The sequence below is a fragment of the Sorangium aterium genome, assembly GCF_028368935.1.
GTDB classification, from domain to species: Bacteria; Myxococcota_A; Polyangia; order Polyangiales; family Polyangiaceae; genus Sorangium; species Sorangium atrum.
Genome location: NZ_JAQNDK010000006.1, coordinates 968,700 through 986,791 on the forward strand (window position 1 = coordinate 968,700; position 18,092 = coordinate 986,791).

Here is an 18,092-nt window from a genome sequence, read left to right on the forward strand (position 1 = left end):
CCGTGGCCAAGGTGACCTGTACCGTCTGGCCACCTTCGTTGCGAGATTCCCTCGAGACGGCGAGCGAAGAGGAGCGAAATCCTTATGGACGGGCGGGCGTCGAACGACAGATCCAGGATGAAACAATACTTCCAATTCGGCGACGGGCCGTTCCTCAAAGGGGCCGGGACGAGGTCGCCGGAGGCGTGGTTCTTGGGCCCGAAGGCCGAGAACGCTGACGAGTTCGAGAGGCTCATCGTGGAGGCCGTCCGGGATCACTCGTTCTGGCGACGGAACTTCCACCCTCAGGATCCCACGCACATCACCGAGCAGTCCAAGCGGCACCCGTCCTACCTCCACGCGATGGATTCGCTGAAGGACAGCTTTCGGTCGCTCATGTCGTTCCTCAAGAAATCGGTGCCCTTCTTCAGCGATCGGTACCAGGGGCACATGAACTGGGACACCTCGATCCCCAGCGTGCTCGGCTACTTCGCCGCGATGCTCTACAACCCCAACAACGTCGCGTTCGAAGGGTCCACGGCGACCACGATCCTGGAGATGCTCGTGGGCGACGATCTCTGCCGGATGCTCGGCTATTCGCTGCCGGACGAGGGCGCCGGCGAGAAGGCCATTCGACCCTGGGGACACATCACTTGCGGCGGCACGGTCGCGAACATCGAGGCGATCTGGTCTTCAAGGAACTTGAAATTCTACCCGTTGTCGCTCCGGGACGCGCTGAGATCCGAGCCGAGCCTCTCGGCGGCGCGTGAGCTCGTCGTGACCACGTGCGACGGCAGGCGCGCGCAGCTCGGCGCCCTCGACGCCTGGTCGCTCCTGAACCTCAAGGTGGACGAGATTCTCGCGCTGCCCGCGCGCCTCACGCAGGAGTACGGCATCTCGAGCGACACGATCACGGCGGCGATGGCGGGCCACTCCCTCCAGCACCTGGGGATCCAGGAGCTCTACCGGCGATGTGGGGCAGACCTGCCGTGCTCGCCTGTGTTTCTCGTCCCCGCCACGAAGCACTACTCGTTCCCCAAGGCAGCGGCCGTGCTGGGCATCGGCTCGGCGAACGTGCTCGATATCCCCGTGGACTGCGACGCGCGGATGAGCCTCTCCGCGCTGGAGGCGACGCTGAAGCGTTGCCTCGACGAGCGGCGGCCGGTCTACACGGTGGTGAGCGTCGTCGGGAGCACGGAGGAGAGCGCGGTCGATCCGCTGAAGGCGATCCTCGACCTGCGCCATCGATTCCAGAAGGAGGGGCTCTCGTTCACGGTCCACGCAGACGCCGCATGGGGCGGCTATTTCGCCTCGATCCTCCGCCCTGACGAGGGGCCGCGCGCGAAGGACGCGCCCTCGGGGCCTGCGGCCGAGATCGGGATGAGCAGGTACGTGACGGCGCAGCTCTCGGCGCTCGGCCGGGCGGATTCGATCACGGTGGATCCGCACAAGTCGGGCTATGTCCCGTACCCGGCCGGGGCGCTCTGCTACCGGAACTCGGCGATGCGCGACATGGTGACGTTCAAGGCCCCCTACATCGTCCACGGGGACGCGGAGCCGACCGTGGGCATCTATGGGCTCGAAGGGTCGAAGCCAGGAGCCGCGGTGGCGGCGGTCTACCTGAGCCACAAGGTCATCCGGCCGACCCGGAGCGGGTACGGGCAGCTCCACCGGAAGGCCCTCTTCAACTGCAAGAGGTTCTACGCGCGGCTCCTCTGCTTGGCTCGCCGGGAAGATCGGTTCATCATCGTCCCGGTCCCGCGGCTTCCAGCCGAGATCGGGGGCGGCGACGTGGAGAGCGAGCTGCAGTTCATCCGCGAGCGCATCGACCGACCGAGCCTCGAGGAGCTCCTGGCCGACCCCGAGGCGATGGCGGTGCTGCCGGAGCTCGGTCCCGATCAGAACATCCTCACCTACGCCGTCAACTTCAAGCACCCAGACGGTTCGATCAACACCAGCCTCGAAATGATGAACCGATTGAACAAGGCGATCTATGATCTCTTGAGCATCGCCCCCGGGGACGACATCTATCACTACCGGATGATCGTGAGCACGACGGACTTCAGCGAGGAGCACTACGGCAACGTCTTCATCGAGGACTACAAGCGGCGCCTCGGGGTCTCGGCGTCGGTGGGCTCGACGGTGACGGTGCTGAGGTCCACGATGATGGCGCCCTGGCTCCTGGAGTCGCCTGAGGGGAGCATCCTGGATGTGCTGGAGCTCGAGCTTCGCGATGCGATCTTCAAAGCGATGATGCGGGACTCGATGCTCCAGGCCTTCGAGGAGATCGACACGAATCGGGACGGCGCCCTGGACGTGGCCGAGATCATGGCGAAGTTTCGCGAGAAGGGCTTCCACGACAGCGAAGTTGACGAGTTTTTGCAGGTCTGCGACCTCGACAGGAACGGCAGTGTGTCGGTGAGCGAGTTCCTCGGGGCGTTCTCGCACTTCCTGGTGAAGACGAAGCTCTCGGGGAGAGAGGCGAGGGGGTAAAGCAGGCGGAGGCGGACCCTCGCCGCCTGGCTTGAGGCCGAGCCGGGATCTCGCGGCGCCGCCGTGCCGCTGGGCCAGCGTCGAGCCAAGCGCCCTGAACGCCGTTGCGGCCCGGGGCGCCGCGTGAGATGCTCCGGCCGTGGCATTCATCCGGCTGCGCTGAGCCCGGCATCCTCGTCCTCCCCGTAGCCCCGGCGCGGCCGGGTCGGCGTGGCGAGCGCGCGGGTGCCCGTCCGTGCCCTGTCTTCCCCCATGACGCGGAAGACCGGGGCGCGGAGCCTCACGCCCGGCAGCCCGGAAGGAGCATGCCACGCACGCCTGGCCGGTCGTGAGCTCGCGCCGCGAGTCTTCCCCATCCACGCGCGCCGCCCTGGAAAGGTGGCGCGCGAAGAGGCTCGCTCTCATGACCGAACGTACAAGCACCCCGTCCACGTCTCCTTCGTCCTTTGCTCCCATCGACTCCGTCGCTGCGCTCCTCGATGCGGCGCGCCGCGAGGGGCTCCGTCTCGTCACGTCCCACGCCGACTTCGACCGGAGCGGGCTCGACTTCCTCGTCGTGCACGCCCACGACGAGGACGGCGTTCCGTGGGTCGTGCGCACGCCGCGCCGCCTCGCGGTGGTCGCGTCTGCCTGCGTGGAGGCCCGCGTGCTGGCCCTCGTGCGCAGGCACCTGCCGGTGGCCGTGCCGGACTGGCGCGTGCACACCGACCACGTGATCGCCTATCCGCGCCTCGGCGACGTGCCCGCCGTCTCCTTCGATCCGGAGGCGGGCCCGCGCTGGAGCCGCGTCGATCCAGCGGCGCCGTCCGAGGTGTTCGTCGCGTCGGTGGCCGAGGCGCTCGCGGCGCTCCAGCGCGTGGACGCGGCAGAGGTCCGTTCGGCGGGCGTCCCCGTGAAGTCCATCGACGACGCGCGCCAGCTCCACGCGCGGGCCATGGACGAGACGCGCGCCGCGCTGGCGCCGCCGGAGGCGCTGTGGGCCCGGTGGCAGCGCTGGCTCGAGGACGACGCGATCTGGCCGCGCCACCTCGCCCTCGTGCACGGCGATCTCCACCCCGGCCACATGCTCCTCGACGAGGGCGGCCGTCTCACGGGGATCCTGGACTGGACCGAGGCCCACCTCGGCGATCCCTCGGTCGACTTCGCGCTCTTCGTCGGCGCCTTCGGCATGGCCGCGCTCGACGCGTGCATCGCGCGCTTCGAGGCGGCCGGCGGCGAGACGTGGCCGGGACTCGCGGCCCACGCCGGCGAGCGCTGGGCGGCGTTCCCCGCGATCGCGGCGAAGTGGGGAGTCGAGTCCGGCGATGAGGGCGTGATCGCCCACGCGCGCAACCTGCTCGCAGGGATCGCGGCCGAGAGCGGGTGAACCCCGGCGCGCGCGACGCGCCCCATCAGCCACTGAAATAATGCGCTGCGTTGTGAGCCCGCGCATGTTCAGCCGCTCCGGCCCTGGGTAGCCTCTCCGCATGAGCGGAGGACACGGCGCGGATGCCGGTGCGGCGGATCGCGCGCTCGTGCTCATGCTGCTGGGCACGGTGCTCCTCGTATCGCCGGCGCGGCTGCTCTGGGCCCGCGGCCTGCTCGCGGTCGCCGCCGTCTTCGCGGTGTGGGCCGCGCTGATCGCGCTCGCCGTGCTCGCGACGCGCGCCGATCGCGCTGACCGCGATCGCGGCGAGCCCCCCCGCGACGAGCGCGAGCGCGGCGGCTCCGCGCCCGGTGACCGTGATCGAGGGCCGCCGTGATCGACGTCGGCGTCCTCCTGTTCGCCACGGTGGCCTGGCTCGCCGTGCTCGCCGCGATCGCGCTCGCCGCGCAGCGCGAGCGGATCCCCCGCGCGCTCGCGCGTCACCCGCTCGTCCTCGCCCTCTCGCTCGGCGTCTACGCCTCGTCGTGGACCTACTACGGCGGCGTCGGCTTCGCGCAGCGCCACGGCCTCGTCTTCCTCGCGGTCTACCTCGGCCCGACGCTCGCGTGCGTCGCCACCCCGCTCCTCTGGTCGCGCGTCCTGCGCATCACGCGCGAGCAGCGCCTCTCCTCGCTCGCCGACCTCTTCGCCTTCCGCTTCCAGAGCCCCGCGGCGGGGGCGGTCGTCGCCGCCTTCTCTCTCGTCGCCAGCGTGCCCTACATCGCGCAGCAGTTCCGCGCGACCGAGCAGTCGGTCCGCGTGCTCTCCGGGCCCGGGCACGAGGAGGCCGTGGGCGCCGTCTTCTGGGCGCTGCTCACGCTCTTCACGGCGTTCTTCGGCGCCCGCCCGGCCGCCGAGCAGGGGCGGGAGGACGGCCTCGCGGCGGCGGTCGCGTTCGAGTCGGCGGCGAAGCTCGCCGTGCTCGCGGCGGTGGGCCTCGTCGCCGTGCTCGGGGTGTTCGGCGGGGCGGGCGGGCTCGCGGGCTGGCTCGGCGAGCACGCCGCCGAGGTCGAGGCGCTCGGCCGCCCCGTGCGCGAGGACAGCGGCTGGACGTCGATGCTCGTCATCAGCTTCGCCGCCGCCTTCCTGCTGCCGAGGCAGTGGCACATGGCGTTCGCCAGCGGCGCCGGCGACCGCGCGCTCGCCAAGGCGGCCTGGGCCTTCCCGCTCTTCCTGCTCGCCCTCAACCTGCCCGTCCTGCCCGTCCTCTGGGCCGGGACCCGCCTCGCGCCGGCCGAGCCCGCCGACAGCTACGTGCTGCTCGTGCCGCAGCTGCTCGGCCAGGGCTGGCTCGCCCTCGCCGCGTTCATCGGCGGCATCTCCGCGGCGAGCGCCATGGTCATGGTCACGGCCGTCGCCCTCGCGAGCGCCAGCGCCACGCACCTGCTCCTGCCGCTCGCCCGGAGGACGCTGCGCCGCAACGTCTACGCGCGCGTGCTGTGGCTCCGCCGCGGGCTCCTGATCGTCATCCTCGCCGGCGGGTGGCTCTTCCACCGCGCGCAGCCGCACCGAGGGCTGCTCGTCGAGAGCGGCATCGTGTCGTTCGTCGCCTTCGCGCAGTTCCTGCCGGGGCTCTTCGCCGCGCTCTTCTGGGAGCGCGCGACGCGCGCCGGGTTCCTCGCCGGGCTCGTGGCCGGCATCGGCACCTGGACCGCCACCTGCCTCGCGCCCTTCCTGCCCGAGCTGTCCGGGCTCGACCCGGGGTGGCTCGATCTCCTGCGCGAGGGCGCGGGCCGGGCCGACCCCGCCGTGTACGTGACGGTCACGGACACCTGGTCGCTGCCCACGTTCGTGTCGCTCGCCGTCAACGGCGCCACGCTCGGGCTCGTCTCGCTCCTGCGCCCCCCGGCCGAGGAGGAGCGCGAGGCGGCGCGCCTGTGCACGCGCCGCGAGATCGGCCCGTCGGTCGAGCGCGCGACCGTGGCCTCGAGCGTTGGCGCGCTGGAGGAGCGGCTCGCGCGGCTGCTCGGCCGCGAGGCGGCCGCCCTCGAGGTCACGCGCGCACGGATCGAGCTCGACATCCCGCGCGACGAGACGCGGTCCACCGAGCTCCACGCGCTCCAGGAGCGTCTGCACCGCAACCTGTCGCCGCTCGTCGGCCCGGTGCTCGCGAGGACCGTCGCGGAGGCGGACGCGCAGGCCGCCCCCGCGGCGTTCGGCAGTCGAGCGGCGAGCGGCGCGCTCACCGAGGAGCTCCGGTGGCTGGAGCGGCGCCTCGCGCGCGGGGAGGCCACGACGACGTTCGTCGGCGCCGCGAAGGAGCTCGACCTCCTGCGGCGCTGGCTCCGCTCGGTGCTCGCGCAGCTCCCCCTCGGCGTCTGCGCCGTCGGCTCCGACGGCGCGATCAGCCTCGTGAACCGCCGCCTGGAGGCGCTCGTCGGCGCCGAGGAGCGCGACCTCGTCGGGGCGCCGCTCGACCGGCTGCCGGCCCCGTTCGCGGAGCTGTTCGCGCGCGCCGCCCGCGCCGCCTCCGCGGGCGAGGGCGGCGCGGACGAGATCGAGGCGCACGTGGCCGGCCGCGCGCGCTCGCTGCGCGTCCACCGCGCCGCGCTCGACCCGCTCGACGCGCGCGCCGCCTCGGGGGGCGTGGTCCTCCTCGTGGAGGACCGCACCGAGCAGCGCGCGCTCGAGGCGCAGCTCGCCCACCGCGACCGCCTCGCCCAGCTCGGCCGCCTCGCCGCCGGCGTGGCCCACGAGGTCGGCAACCCGCTCACCGGCATCGCCTGCCTCGCGCAGAACCTCCGCGCCGAGTCCGACAGCGACGAGATCCGCGCGCGGGCGGGCCTCATCCTCGGCGAGGCGGCGCGCATCGAGGCCATCCTGCGCTCCCTGCTCGACCACAGCCGCACTGGCGCCGTGCCGAAGCCCGGCGAGGGCGCGCGCGCGCGGGTCGGGCGCGTGGCGCTCTCCGAGGTGGTCGCCGAGGCCGTGCGGCTCATCCGGCTCGACCGCGCGGCGCCCCACGTCCGGGTGGACCAGGCCTGTCCCGACTCGCTCGTCGTCATCGGCGACCGGCGCGAGCTCGTCCAGGTCTTCGTCAACCTGCTCGCGAACGCCCGCGACGCGTCCGAGGCCGGCGCGCTCATCGCCGTCCGAGGGTGGATCGAGGCCGGCCAGATCGTTGTCGAGGTCGAGGACCACGGCAGCGGCATCCCCGAGGAGCTCCTCGCCGCGGTGCTGGAGCCGTTCGTGACGACGAAGCGCGACCCGAGCGGCACGGGGCTCGGCCTGCCGCTCTCGCGCTCGATCGTCGAGGATCACGGCGGGACCCTCGCGCTGCGGAGCGCGGTGGGGCGGGGGACGACGGTCGTCGTCCGGCTGCCGCTCGCGGGCGCGGGGTGAAGCGGTCGGCGCGGGACGTCGGGTGTTACCGATCGTAACGAGACGTGGCCGAACGAGCCCGCCAACGTGCTTGCCCCGTGGACGAACAGGTATTCTCAAGGCTGCTTGCGTGGTATTCAGATCAAAGAGAGCAGCATTCCGCGAGCCGGGGGTGACAGGGGCATCGCCCCACGCGCTGCCCGGCCCCTCCTCCTCCTTCGTGTGCGAGGGAGGACGGGTCATGAACAACACTCTGGCTGCCTCTTTCCGCTCGGCGCGCCTGTAAGCCCGTCTCCGGCCCTCTCGACAAGCGCTGGAACTCCTCCGAGGAACCGTTCTCATGGCACAGACGTCTCCCCAAACCTTCGCCGTGACCCCCACGAGCAATGCCCCCGCGGCCGGGCGTGAGGTTGTCAGCAGCTCCACGCTCTGGAAGGTCATCTTCGCGTCCGCTGGCGGCACGATGATCGAGTGGTACGACTTCTATATCTTCGGGAGTCTCGCCGCGATCATCTCGACCCACTTCTTCCCGAAGGACAACCCGACCGCGAGCTTCCTCTTGACGCTCGGCACGTTCGCAACGGGCTTCGTCGTCCGCCCGTTCGGCGCGCTCGTGTTCGGGCGCATCGGCGATATCGTCGGTCGGAAGTACGCGTTCCTCGTGACGCTGCTGCTCATGGGCGGCGCGACGGCGCTCATCGGCTTCTTGCCGACGTACGACAAGATCGGGCTCCTCGCCCCGATCGCGCTCGTCCTGATACGCCTCGTTCAGGGCCTCGCGCTCGGCGGCGAGTACGGCGGCGCGGCGGTGTACGTCGCCGAGCACGCGCCCGACGAGAAGCGCGGCTTCTACACCTCGTTCATCCAGATCACGGCGACGCTCGGTCTGTTCATCTCGCTGGCGGTGATCCTCAGCACCCGCCTCCTCGTGGGCGAGGAGGCCTTCAAGGAATGGGGCTGGCGCATCCCGTTCCTCCTGTCGGTCCTCCTCGTCGGCGTGTCCTTCTACGTGCGTTCCCGCCTCAAGGAGTCGCCGATCTTCAGCAAGCTCAAGGCCGAGGGGAAGACGTCGACCGCTCCCATCAAGGACAGCCTCGGCAACAAGCGCAACTGGAAGGTCATCCTGGTCGCCCTCTTCGGCGCCACGGCCGGCCAGGGTGTGGTCTGGTACACGGGGCAGTTCTATGCCCTCTACTTCCTGCAGAACACGCTGAAGGTCCCGTTCATCACGGCCACCATCGTGATCGCCTCCGCGCTTGCCCTCGGCATGCCGTTCTTCGTGTTCTTCGGCGCGCTCTCGGACCGCATCGGCCGCAAGAAGATCATGCTCGCGGGCAACCTGTGCGGCGCGATCGGCTTCTTCCCCGTGTTCTGGGCGATGAAGCAGAACGCGGACAACCCGGTCGTGCTCACCGCGCTCGTGTTCGTGCTCGTGCTGTTCGTCACGATGGTCTACGGCCCGATCGCGGCCTACCTTGTCGAGGCCTTCCCCGCGAAGGTGCGTTACACGTCGCTCTCGATCCCGTACCACGTCGGCAACGGCGTGTTCGGCGGGCTCTTGCCGCTCATCGCCTCGTCGGTGACGGTCGCGACGGGCAACATCTACGCGGGGCTCCTCTATCCGATCGCGGTGGCGCTCATCACCGTGGTCGTCGGCGGGATCTTCCTGAAAGAGCGCAGCGACGTGCGCCTCTGGGACGAGCTCGATCGCGCGGCTTGACCGCGATCTCCCGGCGGACGGAGCGCCGCTCGCGCACCGTCCGCCGCCTCCCGCTCCTTGCAGATCCGTGAGATACGGGCTCAGCCGCCAGGCTCCGGAGCGAGGCATACGAAGGTACGCCGCCGCGAGCCGAACGACGCGGATGAGCCTGTAGAGCTGAGGCTCCTCCTCGAATTCCCGCGCTCACCTTGTCTCCGTCATATACCTGCCATTTCAGCTCCTAGGCGCCGCGCATCGTCCACGCAGAGCTGGTAGGGGCTCGGCCCCGGTGGCGCGGGAGGCCTCGGCGAACCGCCCGGCCCCCGTGGCGTGTGGTCGTCGCGCGCGGCACGGACGGGCTGAACTCGCCTGGGACGTCCTGTGCCCGACGTGCTGCGCACGCCGGACACAGGACGTCATTGGGGCTCAAACATCAGCCCGTCCGTGCCGCGCGCGACGACCACACGCCACGGGGGCCTACGGGATGTGGGACGGCATGGGGTGAGCCTGGGCGATGAGGCGATTCAGCTGAGAGGCGCTCTGTTACCGCGTCGCTCGAGCGCGGCCCTGATTTCGAGCACGAGCCACAGCGGCCGCGAGGGCACAGAGAGGTGCACCCGTGTGCTCTGTGCACCCATGGTTCAAATAGTTTCTCTCGAAGGAACCTGGATGGTCATGGGAGACGCGATGTTGGTGAATCGCGTCGATGAATAGTTTTGTTGCTACTGATGGGCTTCAAGGCCTCCGATGTGCACTGTGCTTCTTCGTTACATCGAACCACAGCATGGTATTGACGCATCGCCTGCTTGAGAGAGCAATTGTGCTTGACTCGGTACGTGGTGTGATCGAAGGGTCTCTCGTCGGGAATCTGGAAATCGGGGGCTGCGAAACAAAGATAGGTTGAGCGCGCCGTGTCATCTGCTTTGCGCGCGGCGCGTCGGCGTGGCATCTTACGGCACTTGCTTGCGGCCGTCCGGCCGCTCCTAGGAGAAAATTTATGCGCTTTGCTAGCTCGCTGAGCTTCGGCTTGGTTTCGATCGCTTGCTGCCTGGCTGCCTGCATCGCTGCGTCTCCAGACGACGAGGAGATCCTGTCGCTGGAGGGCGAGCTGCTCAGCTCGGACGGGACGATGTCGGCGGAGCTGTCGTACCAGTCGCAGTGGCCGACGGGGTACTGCGCCAACGTGACCGTGAAGAACGCGAGCTCGAAGGCGAGCACGTCGTGGGGAGTGGCGATCGGGCTCAACGGCGCGACGCTGGCCAACTCGTGGAACGCGCGGATCACACAATCGAACGGGACGCTGAACGCGGCCAACGAGAGCTACAACGGCTCGCTGGGAGCAGGAGCGTCGACGACCTGGGGGTTCTGCGCGAACGGCACGGGGAAGCCCTCGATCACGTCGGTCAACGGCAACGGGAACGGAGGCTCGACGTCGGTGAGCTCGAGCAGCAGCGCTTCGAGCAGCTCCAGCAGCGCTTCTAGCAGCTCCAGCAGCAGCACCTCGGCCAGCTCTGGCGCAGGGGGCAGCGGCGGCTCGGGCGGGAGCGGCGGCTCGGGCGGCAGCGGTGGAGGCCCGGTGGTCAACTCCGGCCTTCCGACGCCCCCAGGCCCCAGCAACGTGGCGAAGCCGTCGGGCGCGGCCGGTGGGTTCAGGGTCATCAACTGGGCCGGCTTCACGGGCGCCGTGTCGTATACGTTCGACGACTCGAACTCGAGCCAGATCCAGAACTACGACACGCTGAACGCGCTCGACGTTCCGTTCACCTTCTACCTCCAGACCGGCAAGACCGAATCGACGAATTCGGTGTGGCAAAGGGCGCTGAACGACGGGCACGAGCTCGGCAACCACACGAAGAGCCATTCGAGCAACGACAGCGGCGCCGATACGGACGCCGCGACGCAGTTCATCGAGAGCAGGTTCGGCACCAAGGTGTGGACGATGGCGGCTCCGAACGGCGCGTCCGTGTACTCGAGCATCGCCAGGACGCGCTTCCTCATCAACCGCGGAGTGTCCAACAACCTCATCGGCCCGAACGACTCGACCGATCCGTTCACGCTGCCCTGCTACATCCCGCCGACCGGCGCCTCCACGGCGACGCTGGATCAGCAGGTCACGAGCGCGCGGGACGCCAAGAAGTGGCGCACCGTCCTGGTGCACGGCTTCACCGGCGGCTCCGATGGCGCCTATCAGCCCGTACAGCTCCAGGCCTTCGTCGACCACGTCAAGCACTCCAAGGCGCTCGGCGACATGTGGCTCGACAGCGTGGTCAACGTCGGCGCTTACTGGCGCGGCCAGAAGGCGGTCTCCTCCGCCAGCACCTCGACGTCCGGCGGCGCAACGACCTACACGTGGCAGCTGCCCGACCACTTCCCGCCGGGTAGGTACCTGCGCGTGACGGTCAACGGCGGCACGCTCAAGCAGAACGGCGTTCCGCTGAGCTGGGATCCGCACGGCTACTACGAAGTGGCGCTCGACGCGAAGTCCGTGACGCTGTCGCCGTGACGAAGCGGGCCCGCGCCCGGCGGGCCCCCTCCCGCCGCGACGCGGCCCGAGCAACCCGGACCCGAGTCAGCCGCGGAGCGCTCTGTCGCCGAGCGGCTGGAGCTCGCTTCTGGCCTCGTGAGAGCAGGAATCGACGAGGCACAGAGGGCACGGACGAGAGCGCGCAGGGGTGGTGGGGGCTTTGGCCGAAGGTGGGGATGTTGAACCGCCAAGACGCCAAAAGACGCCAAGAAAAATCTTAGAACTCTTGGCGTCTTTTGGCGCCTTGGCGGTTTCATCGTTCCGGCATGGCAGGGGAGTTCCCCCGCCTCCCCGCGAAGGAGCTCTGTGTCCTCCGCGGGTCCAACGTGGCATCTTATGGAGTTTGCTTGCGGCCCGCTCGGCCGCTTTCAGGAGAAGAATTATGCGCTTTGCTAGCTTGCTGAGCTGGGGCTCCGTCTCGATCGCTTGCTGCCTGGCCGCCTGCATCGGCGCGTCTTCCGACGACGAAGAGATCCTGTCGCTGGAGGGCGAGCTGCTCAGCTCGGATGGGACGATGTCGGCGGAGCTGTCGTACCAGTCGCAGTGGCCGACGGGGTACTGCGCCAACGTGACCGTGAAGAACGCGAGCTCCAAGGCGAGCACCGCCTGGGGACTGGCGATCGGGCTCAACGGCGCGACGCTGGCCAACTCGTGGAACGCGCGGATCACGCAGTCGAACGGGACGCTGAACGCGACCAACGAGAGCTACAACGGCTCGCTGGGAGCGGGAGCGTCGACGACCTGGGGGTTCTGCGCGAACGGCACGGGGAAGCCCTCGATCACGTCGGTCAACGGCAACGGGAACGGAGGCTCGACGTCGGCGAGCTCCAGCAGCGCTTCGAGCAGCTCGAGCAGCGCTTCGAGCAGCTCCAGCAGCAGCGCTTCGAGTAGCTCCAGCAGCAGCACCTCGGCCAGCTCTGGCGGAGGCGGCGCAGGCGGCAGCGGCGGCGCGGGCGGTAGCGGCGGCGCAGGTGGCAGCGGCGGCGCGGGCGGCAGCGGCGGCGCGGGCCCTGGCTGGGACTGGGCCGGTATCATCGGGACCGGTCAGAGCCTGTCGGTCGGGGCACAGGCCTCGCCGGCCAGGGCGACCACCCAGCGCCGTCACAACCTCAAGCTCTCGCTGGGCAACGCCTCGGTGCCTCCCTTCGATCCGAAAAACAGCTCGCTCTCGATGGTGCCGCTGGTCGAGCCGATCCGCGCGCTGGCCACGGGCTACCCGAGCGCGTATCCGCGCAACATCTATGGCGAGTCGCCGCATACGGCCATGGGGGACCAGATCACGGCGCTCGTGCAGGCGGCGACGGGCGGCGATTACATCAGCGTTCACACGGTCGTCGGCGAGAGCGGACAGGCCATGTCGGTCATCCGGAAGGGCGCCACCGACACCGGCTCGACGGGTCGGGCCTACGCGGCGTCGCTGTTCGAGGCCGCGGCGATCGCCCGCCTCGCCGGCGCGGCGGGCAAGACGTACGGCGTCGGCGCGATCGTGATCACCCACGGCGAGTCGGACGCCGGCAGCTCCAGCTACAAGAACGACCTCATCAAGCTCTGGTCGGACTACAACGCCGATATCAAGCCGCTGACCGGGCAGACCCGGTCGATCCCGATGTTCGTGTCGCAGCAGCACGCCTATCCGAGCGGCTCGAACCAGCGGTCGGCGGCCACGCTCGCGCAGTGGCAGGCCGGGATCGACCGCCCGGGCGACATCATCTGCTCCGGGCCGAAGTACCAGTACCCGTACGCGAGCGACAACATCCACATGACCGCGATCGGCTACGAGCGGCTCGGCGAGAAGCTCGGGCAGATCTATAGCGAGAAGGTCGTGCAGGGCCGTGACTGGCAGCCCCTGCAGCCGACGCGGGTCGAGCGCAGCGGTCGCGTCATCACGGTGCACTTCCACGTGCCCGTGCCGCCGCTCGCCTGGGACAGCTCGCTCCCCGCGCCGCACCAGAGCGCGCTCACCGAGTGGGCGCAGGGGCGCGGCTTCGAGGTCCGCACGGCGAGCACAAGGATCCCGATCAGCTCCGTCGCGATCTCGGGCGACACCGTGCGCATCACGGTCGGCAACGATCTCCCCGCGACGGGCGTCTGGGTCGGCTACGCCATGACCAGCGACGGCACGGCGTTCTCCGGCCGGACGTGGCGCTCGGGCCAGCTGCGCGACTCCGATCCCTTCGTCGGATCGATGACGGGGACCGCACAGCCGAACTACGCGGTGGCGTTCGAGATGGCCGTGCCCTGAGGCTCGCCGGCGCGGCGCCTATCTCGGGATCACAGCCAAGGGAGGACGCTCGCTCAGCCGTTCACCGCTCCGAATGCTGGCCGAAAGCACTGGCGAGCAGCGCACGGCACTCTTCGGCGATCTGACGGTGTTCGCCCTCGCGGAAGTGCGCTTCGAACGACGCCTCGAGGGGCGCCGATGCATCCAGCGCTGATGCGCGCAGCGCCGCGTCCGCCGACGATGCCGCCTGCACGATCACCCGCGTCAGCGTCTTCGCGACATCGCCTAGATAGATTTGCCCGCGCGTCTCTGCGATGACGAGCGCCCTCTGGCCCGCCGCGAGCGCCGCGCGGAGATCGCGGGTCCCGAGCTCTGCCTCGGCCAGGTTCCGGTACATCTCCGCCAGATCCGAGCCGGCGCGGCTCTGCTCCCCGATTCGCACCGCGCGCCGCGCATGATCACGCGCCGCGTTCATCTCCTTCATGGCGCGCTCGGTCTCGGCCAGATTGCTGTATCCGATCGCGATCTGATGCAGATCGCCCGAGCGCTCCTTGAGCCGGATCGCCCGGAGGAACGTCTCGCGCGCCCCCGCCAGATCGCCCGCGCGGAGGCGCATCGCCGCCACGCCGTTCACGGCCAGGCTGACGAGGTGAGGGTGGGAGGCGTCCGAGACCAGGCGCGTAACCTGGCGGTACGTCCGCTCCGCGCTGATCGTCCGGCCACGCGCGGCGAGCGCGAGCGCGACGCCGAGCAGGATCGACGCGACGTCCTCCTGCCAGCGCTCGTCGCGCTGGCGTATCGTCCGGCAGATCCGGAGCCCCATCCGGGCGGCCCGCCAGCTCTCGTCGCGCCGCCCTTCGCGGCGGTGTAGGTACGTGAGCAGCGCGTACATCGCCGGCGTCTCGCGGAGCTCCCCCGTCTCCGTAGCGCGGGTGATCGCCCGCTCGGCGAGCGTCCGCGCCTCGGGGAGCGCGCCGCGGACCTTCGCTATCAGCGCGAGCCGCGCGTCGATGCGCGCGTCCCAGCTGATCGCTTCGGTCCGATCTCCCCTCGCTCCCGCGCGGCGCTCCACCCCGCGAATCAGCGCTCGCGCCTCCTCGTACACGCGCTCGGCGTCGTCGAGCCGACCGACTCGGCGCAGCGCGTCCCCGAGGTCGAAGCGCACGCGAAGGCGCTCCCCAGCGGCGGCGCTCTGCCGCTCCTCTGCGTCGTCGCCGCTGCGCTCGCCGTCGCTGGTCTCGGCGTCCAGGTCCTGCAGGGCGCGCGCCCGCTCGAGGTGGCGGATCGCCTCGGCGTTTTCGCCGAAGGACAAGGCTCGCGCCGCCGCCAGCGCATAGGACGATGCCGCGCGCGCTGCGTCCCCTGCGCGGTCGTACTGCACGGCCAGGAGCGCCATGGAGATCCCTGGCTCCGCCCGTCGCTCGATCCATGCGGCCGCCTCGAGGTGCAGCGCGCGGCGGAGCTTCGCGCTCAGCATCTCGTACGCCACCTCGTGGGTGGCTGCGTCGGCGAAAACCATCTCGCGCTCGCCCCGCAGCGTGGACGGCTCGCGCGGGCGGACGAGCCGCCGCTGCCGGAGCTTTCCGAGCAGTGCCTCCACCGAGGCGCCTGTGCCGGACGTCGCGCTCGCCTGCCGTAGGTGGTCGACGGCCCCTTGCCAGAACGTACGACCGACGACGGCTGCGTGCATGAGCACCTCGCGGACCTCGGGCTCGAGCCGGTCGAGCCGCGCCTGAACGATTCCCTGGATCGTCGCGGGCAATCGCAGCGCCCCGAGCCGCTCCTCGTGCAGCACCCACGCCTCCGCCCCTCGCGCCTCGATTGCGCCGGCGTCCACGAGCAGGTGGAGCAGCTCCTCGACGATGAGCGGGCTCCCCTCGGCGCGCTCGGCGAGCGCCCTCACGACGTCCGCGGACAGGCCCGGCACGCGGCGGAGCCAGTCCCTGATCATGTCCTCGATGTGACGGCGCGCGAGCGGCGTGATCTCCTGGCGGTGGTGCGCCTCGACGTCAGCACCGAAGCCGGGGCGGCGCTCGAGCAGCTCGGTGCGCGCGCTGCACACGAACAGGAGCGGCAGGTCCGCCATGCCCTGGACGAGGCTCTCCAGGAGGTCGAGGCTGGCGTCGTCGGCCCACTGGAGGTCGTCGCAGATCACCACGAGCGGCAGCTGCCGCGCGGCGAGGCGGGCGAGGCGCGTGAAGGCGGCGGTGATCCGCTGCTTCATGAGCGCCCCAGATTCCTCGGGTCCGAGCGAGGCGACGGTGGCGTTCAGCCCGGCTGCCTCTCCGAGGATCCCCTCGACCTGAGCGAGCGCGGCGTCGATGTCCGCGACGTCGATCTCCTCTCCGGTCGCGTGGCCCATCCAGCGGTCGTCATCCGGCGGCGGCGCCTGATTTTCGTGGCGTTCCCGGAGCCAGCGCAGGCCGAAGCGCAGCTTCCGGCGGATCGCGCGCTGGCTGTCGCGCGGGCGGATCCGGAAGCGTTGACGGAGCAGTGCCGAGGCGAGGCTGTAGCTGATGTCGGCGGTGAGCGGCGAGCACTGCGCGGTCAGCCCCAAGACCTCGCCGGGCCGGGCGGCGAGGCTCGCGAAGAGCTCCGCGAGGAGGCGGCTCCGCCCGGCGCCAGGCGGCCCGACGAGCGTCAGCAGCTGGGCCCGCCTCTCGGAGAGCACGGTCTCGAGCGCGTCGAGCGTGCGCTGGGTCTCGGCGCCGCGTCCCACGAGCTTCGTCACGAGGCCGAGGAAATCGGTCCGGCTGAACGCGACGTGACCGTGGATCGCGCCCTTGACCTGGTAGCAAAAGAGTGGCTCGGTTCGGCCGGCGACAGCGACGGGGGCGAGCGGCATCACGTTGAATCTGCCCGCGACCTGCCGGTACGTGTCCCGCGTGACGGCGATGACCCCGGCGGCCGCGGCCGCCTGCAGCACGGTGGCGAGCCGCACGGCCTCTCCGGCCACCACGAGTAGCCCCGGGCGCTGCGGCTCGCCGCTCGCCCGCGCGAAGACACGCCCGGTGGCGATCCCGAACGACGCGGCGAGGAGCGCAGGGGCCGCCGAATGCCGAGGCGTGGGGCTCACGCGCGCGGCGGTGATGCGGAGCGCGGCGACGACGGCACGCTCCGCGTCGTTGTCGGTCGCGCGCGGAACGCCGAAGACTGCGACCACGCTTGCGTCGCCGGAGCGCGTGATCACGCCCCCCATGCGCTCGACCTCCGCGACGGCAATTTCGCGGCTGCGCTCGGTGAGCTCGGCGATTTCCTCGTCATCGAGGTGCGAAGAGCGCGCGGCAGCGCTAGAGAGGTCGATACACAGGACCGTGCAGATGCGGTTCTCTCCCGATGCACGGAGAAATGCACCCGCCAGCGCGGAGGGCGGGGCAGGAGACCGGCGCAGCCGGTCGTCCACGGTTTGAGCGGAGCGCCGCGCTGGATCCGTCGGGAGCGTCGGCGCAAAACCCTGTCCCTGATCCGCCGCACGGCCCGTCGCAGCGAGCGCCTCCTCCGCCGGGGTGGAGCGCGCCTTCAGCAGGCTCGACCAGAGCTCTCGCATGCTGCGAAAGCGGGCGCCAGGCTCGACCGCAAGCGCGCGGCGGAGGACGGAGGCCACGCCGGGGTGCACGGAGGCGATGCCGGAGAGCAGATCCGGACGGCACCACGCGGTGCTCGCGGACATGAGAAGATCGACGAGGGACTCGCCCTGCAGCACGCGCTGGCCCGTTGCCACCTCGATCAGGACGAGCGCCATGGCGAAGACGTCGGTCCATGGCCCTGTGGCGCCGTACTCCCGGACGAATTGCTCCGGGGCCGCGTAGACGGGGGTGAACGCGCGTTGCCCCTCGTTCGTCGCGGTGCGAGCCGCTTCGAACGGGGTTGTCTCCTCAAAGACCTTGGCAATCCCGAAATCGAGCACCTTGATCCCGACGTTGCTGCCGCGTAGACGCGCACAGAACAGGTTGGCGGGCTTGAGGTCCCGGTGCGATACGTGGTTTTCGTGGGCGACGGCGAGCGCCTCGGCAGCCGGGGAGAGGAGCGCTATTGCCTCGTCGAGGCCCATGGGCTCGAGCCCTGAGCCGCGGCGCGCTGCCAGCGCGGCGGAGAGCGTCTCTCCCTCGAGCCATTCCATGACCAGGTAGGGTGTCCACACGCCGCTCGGAGAGGTGGTGGCACCGATATCGAGGGCCTGCACGATGCTGGCAGTCTGCCGCGAGAGCTGGTGGAGGAGCTGGCCTTCCCCCCGGAGCTTGGCGAGGAAGCCGTTCCGTCCGGCGGGGGGCATGTCGAGCGGCACCTGGAGGCACTTGACGGCGACAGGGACGTCGAGCCCGAGGTGGCGGCCGCGGTAGACGACGCCGAACCCCCCCTCGCCGACGACCGCCTCGACGGTGAACTGGCCGTCAAGCGTGGCGCCCACCCAGCCGAAGGGGTCCATCAAGGTCATGGCGGGCGAGGGTAC

General features: G+C 70.4%; 8 protein-coding genes. 7 read left to right on the plus strand and 1 reads right to left on the minus strand.

Translation table 11 applies throughout. The features are described from left to right. The first annotated feature begins 117 nt into the window (after positions 1-117). The 7 genes from POL72_RS47660 (at position 118) to POL72_RS47690 (ending at position 13,663) form a co-directional block, all read left to right on the plus strand. Positions 118-2,472 carry a pyridoxal-dependent decarboxylase gene (locus tag POL72_RS47660; protein ID WP_272103781.1) on the plus strand — a complete coding sequence of 785 codons (2,355 nt, stop codon included), beginning with the start codon at positions 118-120 and terminating at the stop codon, positions 2,470-2,472. 403 nt (positions 2,473-2,875) lie between these two features. Then, a complete protein-coding gene (locus POL72_RS47665) occupies positions 2,876-3,838 on the plus strand; it encodes a macrolide 2'-phosphotransferase (RefSeq protein ID WP_272103782.1) in 963 nt (320 codons plus the stop codon). 100 nt (positions 3,839-3,938) lie between these two features. Continuing rightward, a complete protein-coding gene (locus tag POL72_RS47670; protein WP_272103784.1) occupies positions 3,939-4,214 on the plus strand; it encodes a hypothetical protein in 276 nt (91 codons plus the stop codon). Next, the gene (locus tag POL72_RS47675; protein ID WP_272103785.1) at positions 4,211-7,219 is read left to right on the plus strand and encodes an ATP-binding protein; all 3,009 of its coding nucleotides are present in this window, start codon (positions 4,211-4,213) and stop codon (positions 7,217-7,219) included. The genes POL72_RS47670 and POL72_RS47675 overlap by 4 nt, the downstream gene beginning before the upstream one ends. Before the next feature lie 319 nt (positions 7,220-7,538). After that, positions 7,539-8,918: an MFS transporter gene (locus POL72_RS47680; RefSeq protein ID WP_272103787.1), complete on the plus strand. Its 1,380-nt coding sequence runs from the start codon at positions 7,539-7,541 to the stop codon at positions 8,916-8,918. A gap of 976 nt (positions 8,919-9,894) precedes the next feature. Beyond that, positions 9,895-11,400 (plus strand): cellulose binding domain-containing protein, encoded by a 1,506-nt coding sequence (locus POL72_RS47685; RefSeq protein WP_272103788.1) that lies wholly within the window; start codon positions 9,895-9,897, stop codon positions 11,398-11,400. A gap of 403 nt (positions 11,401-11,803) precedes the next feature. Then, positions 11,804-13,663 carry a cellulose binding domain-containing protein gene (locus POL72_RS47690; protein WP_272103790.1) on the plus strand — a complete coding sequence of 620 codons (1,860 nt, stop codon included), beginning with the start codon at positions 11,804-11,806 and terminating at the stop codon, positions 13,661-13,663. Between the two features lie 61 nt (positions 13,664-13,724). Here the strand turns inward: POL72_RS47690 and POL72_RS47695 are convergent, their stop codons facing one another. Beyond that, positions 13,725-18,077, minus strand: a complete 4,353-nt coding sequence (locus tag POL72_RS47695; protein WP_272103792.1) for a protein kinase domain-containing protein — start codon at positions 18,075-18,077, stop codon at positions 13,725-13,727. Between the last annotated feature and the right edge of the window lie 15 nt (positions 18,078-18,092).

Coding starts and splice junctions, on each gene's coding strand:
- POL72_RS47660 (WP_272103781.1), top strand. CDS start 118: ATGAAACAATACTTCCAATTCGGCGACGGGCCGTTCCTCAAAGGGGCC.
- POL72_RS47665 (WP_272103782.1), top strand. CDS start 2,876: ATGACCGAACGTACAAGCACCCCGTCCACGTCTCCTTCGTCCTTTGCT.
- POL72_RS47670 (WP_272103784.1), top strand. CDS start 3,939: ATGAGCGGAGGACACGGCGCGGATGCCGGTGCGGCGGATCGCGCGCTC.
- POL72_RS47680 (WP_272103787.1), top strand. CDS start 7,539: ATGGCACAGACGTCTCCCCAAACCTTCGCCGTGACCCCCACGAGCAAT.
- POL72_RS47685 (WP_272103788.1), top strand. CDS start 9,895: ATGCGCTTTGCTAGCTCGCTGAGCTTCGGCTTGGTTTCGATCGCTTGC.
- POL72_RS47690 (WP_272103790.1), top strand. CDS start 11,804: ATGCGCTTTGCTAGCTTGCTGAGCTGGGGCTCCGTCTCGATCGCTTGC.
- POL72_RS47695 (WP_272103792.1), bottom strand. CDS start 18,077: ATGACCTTGATGGACCCCTTCGGCTGGGTGGGCGCCACGCTTGACGGC.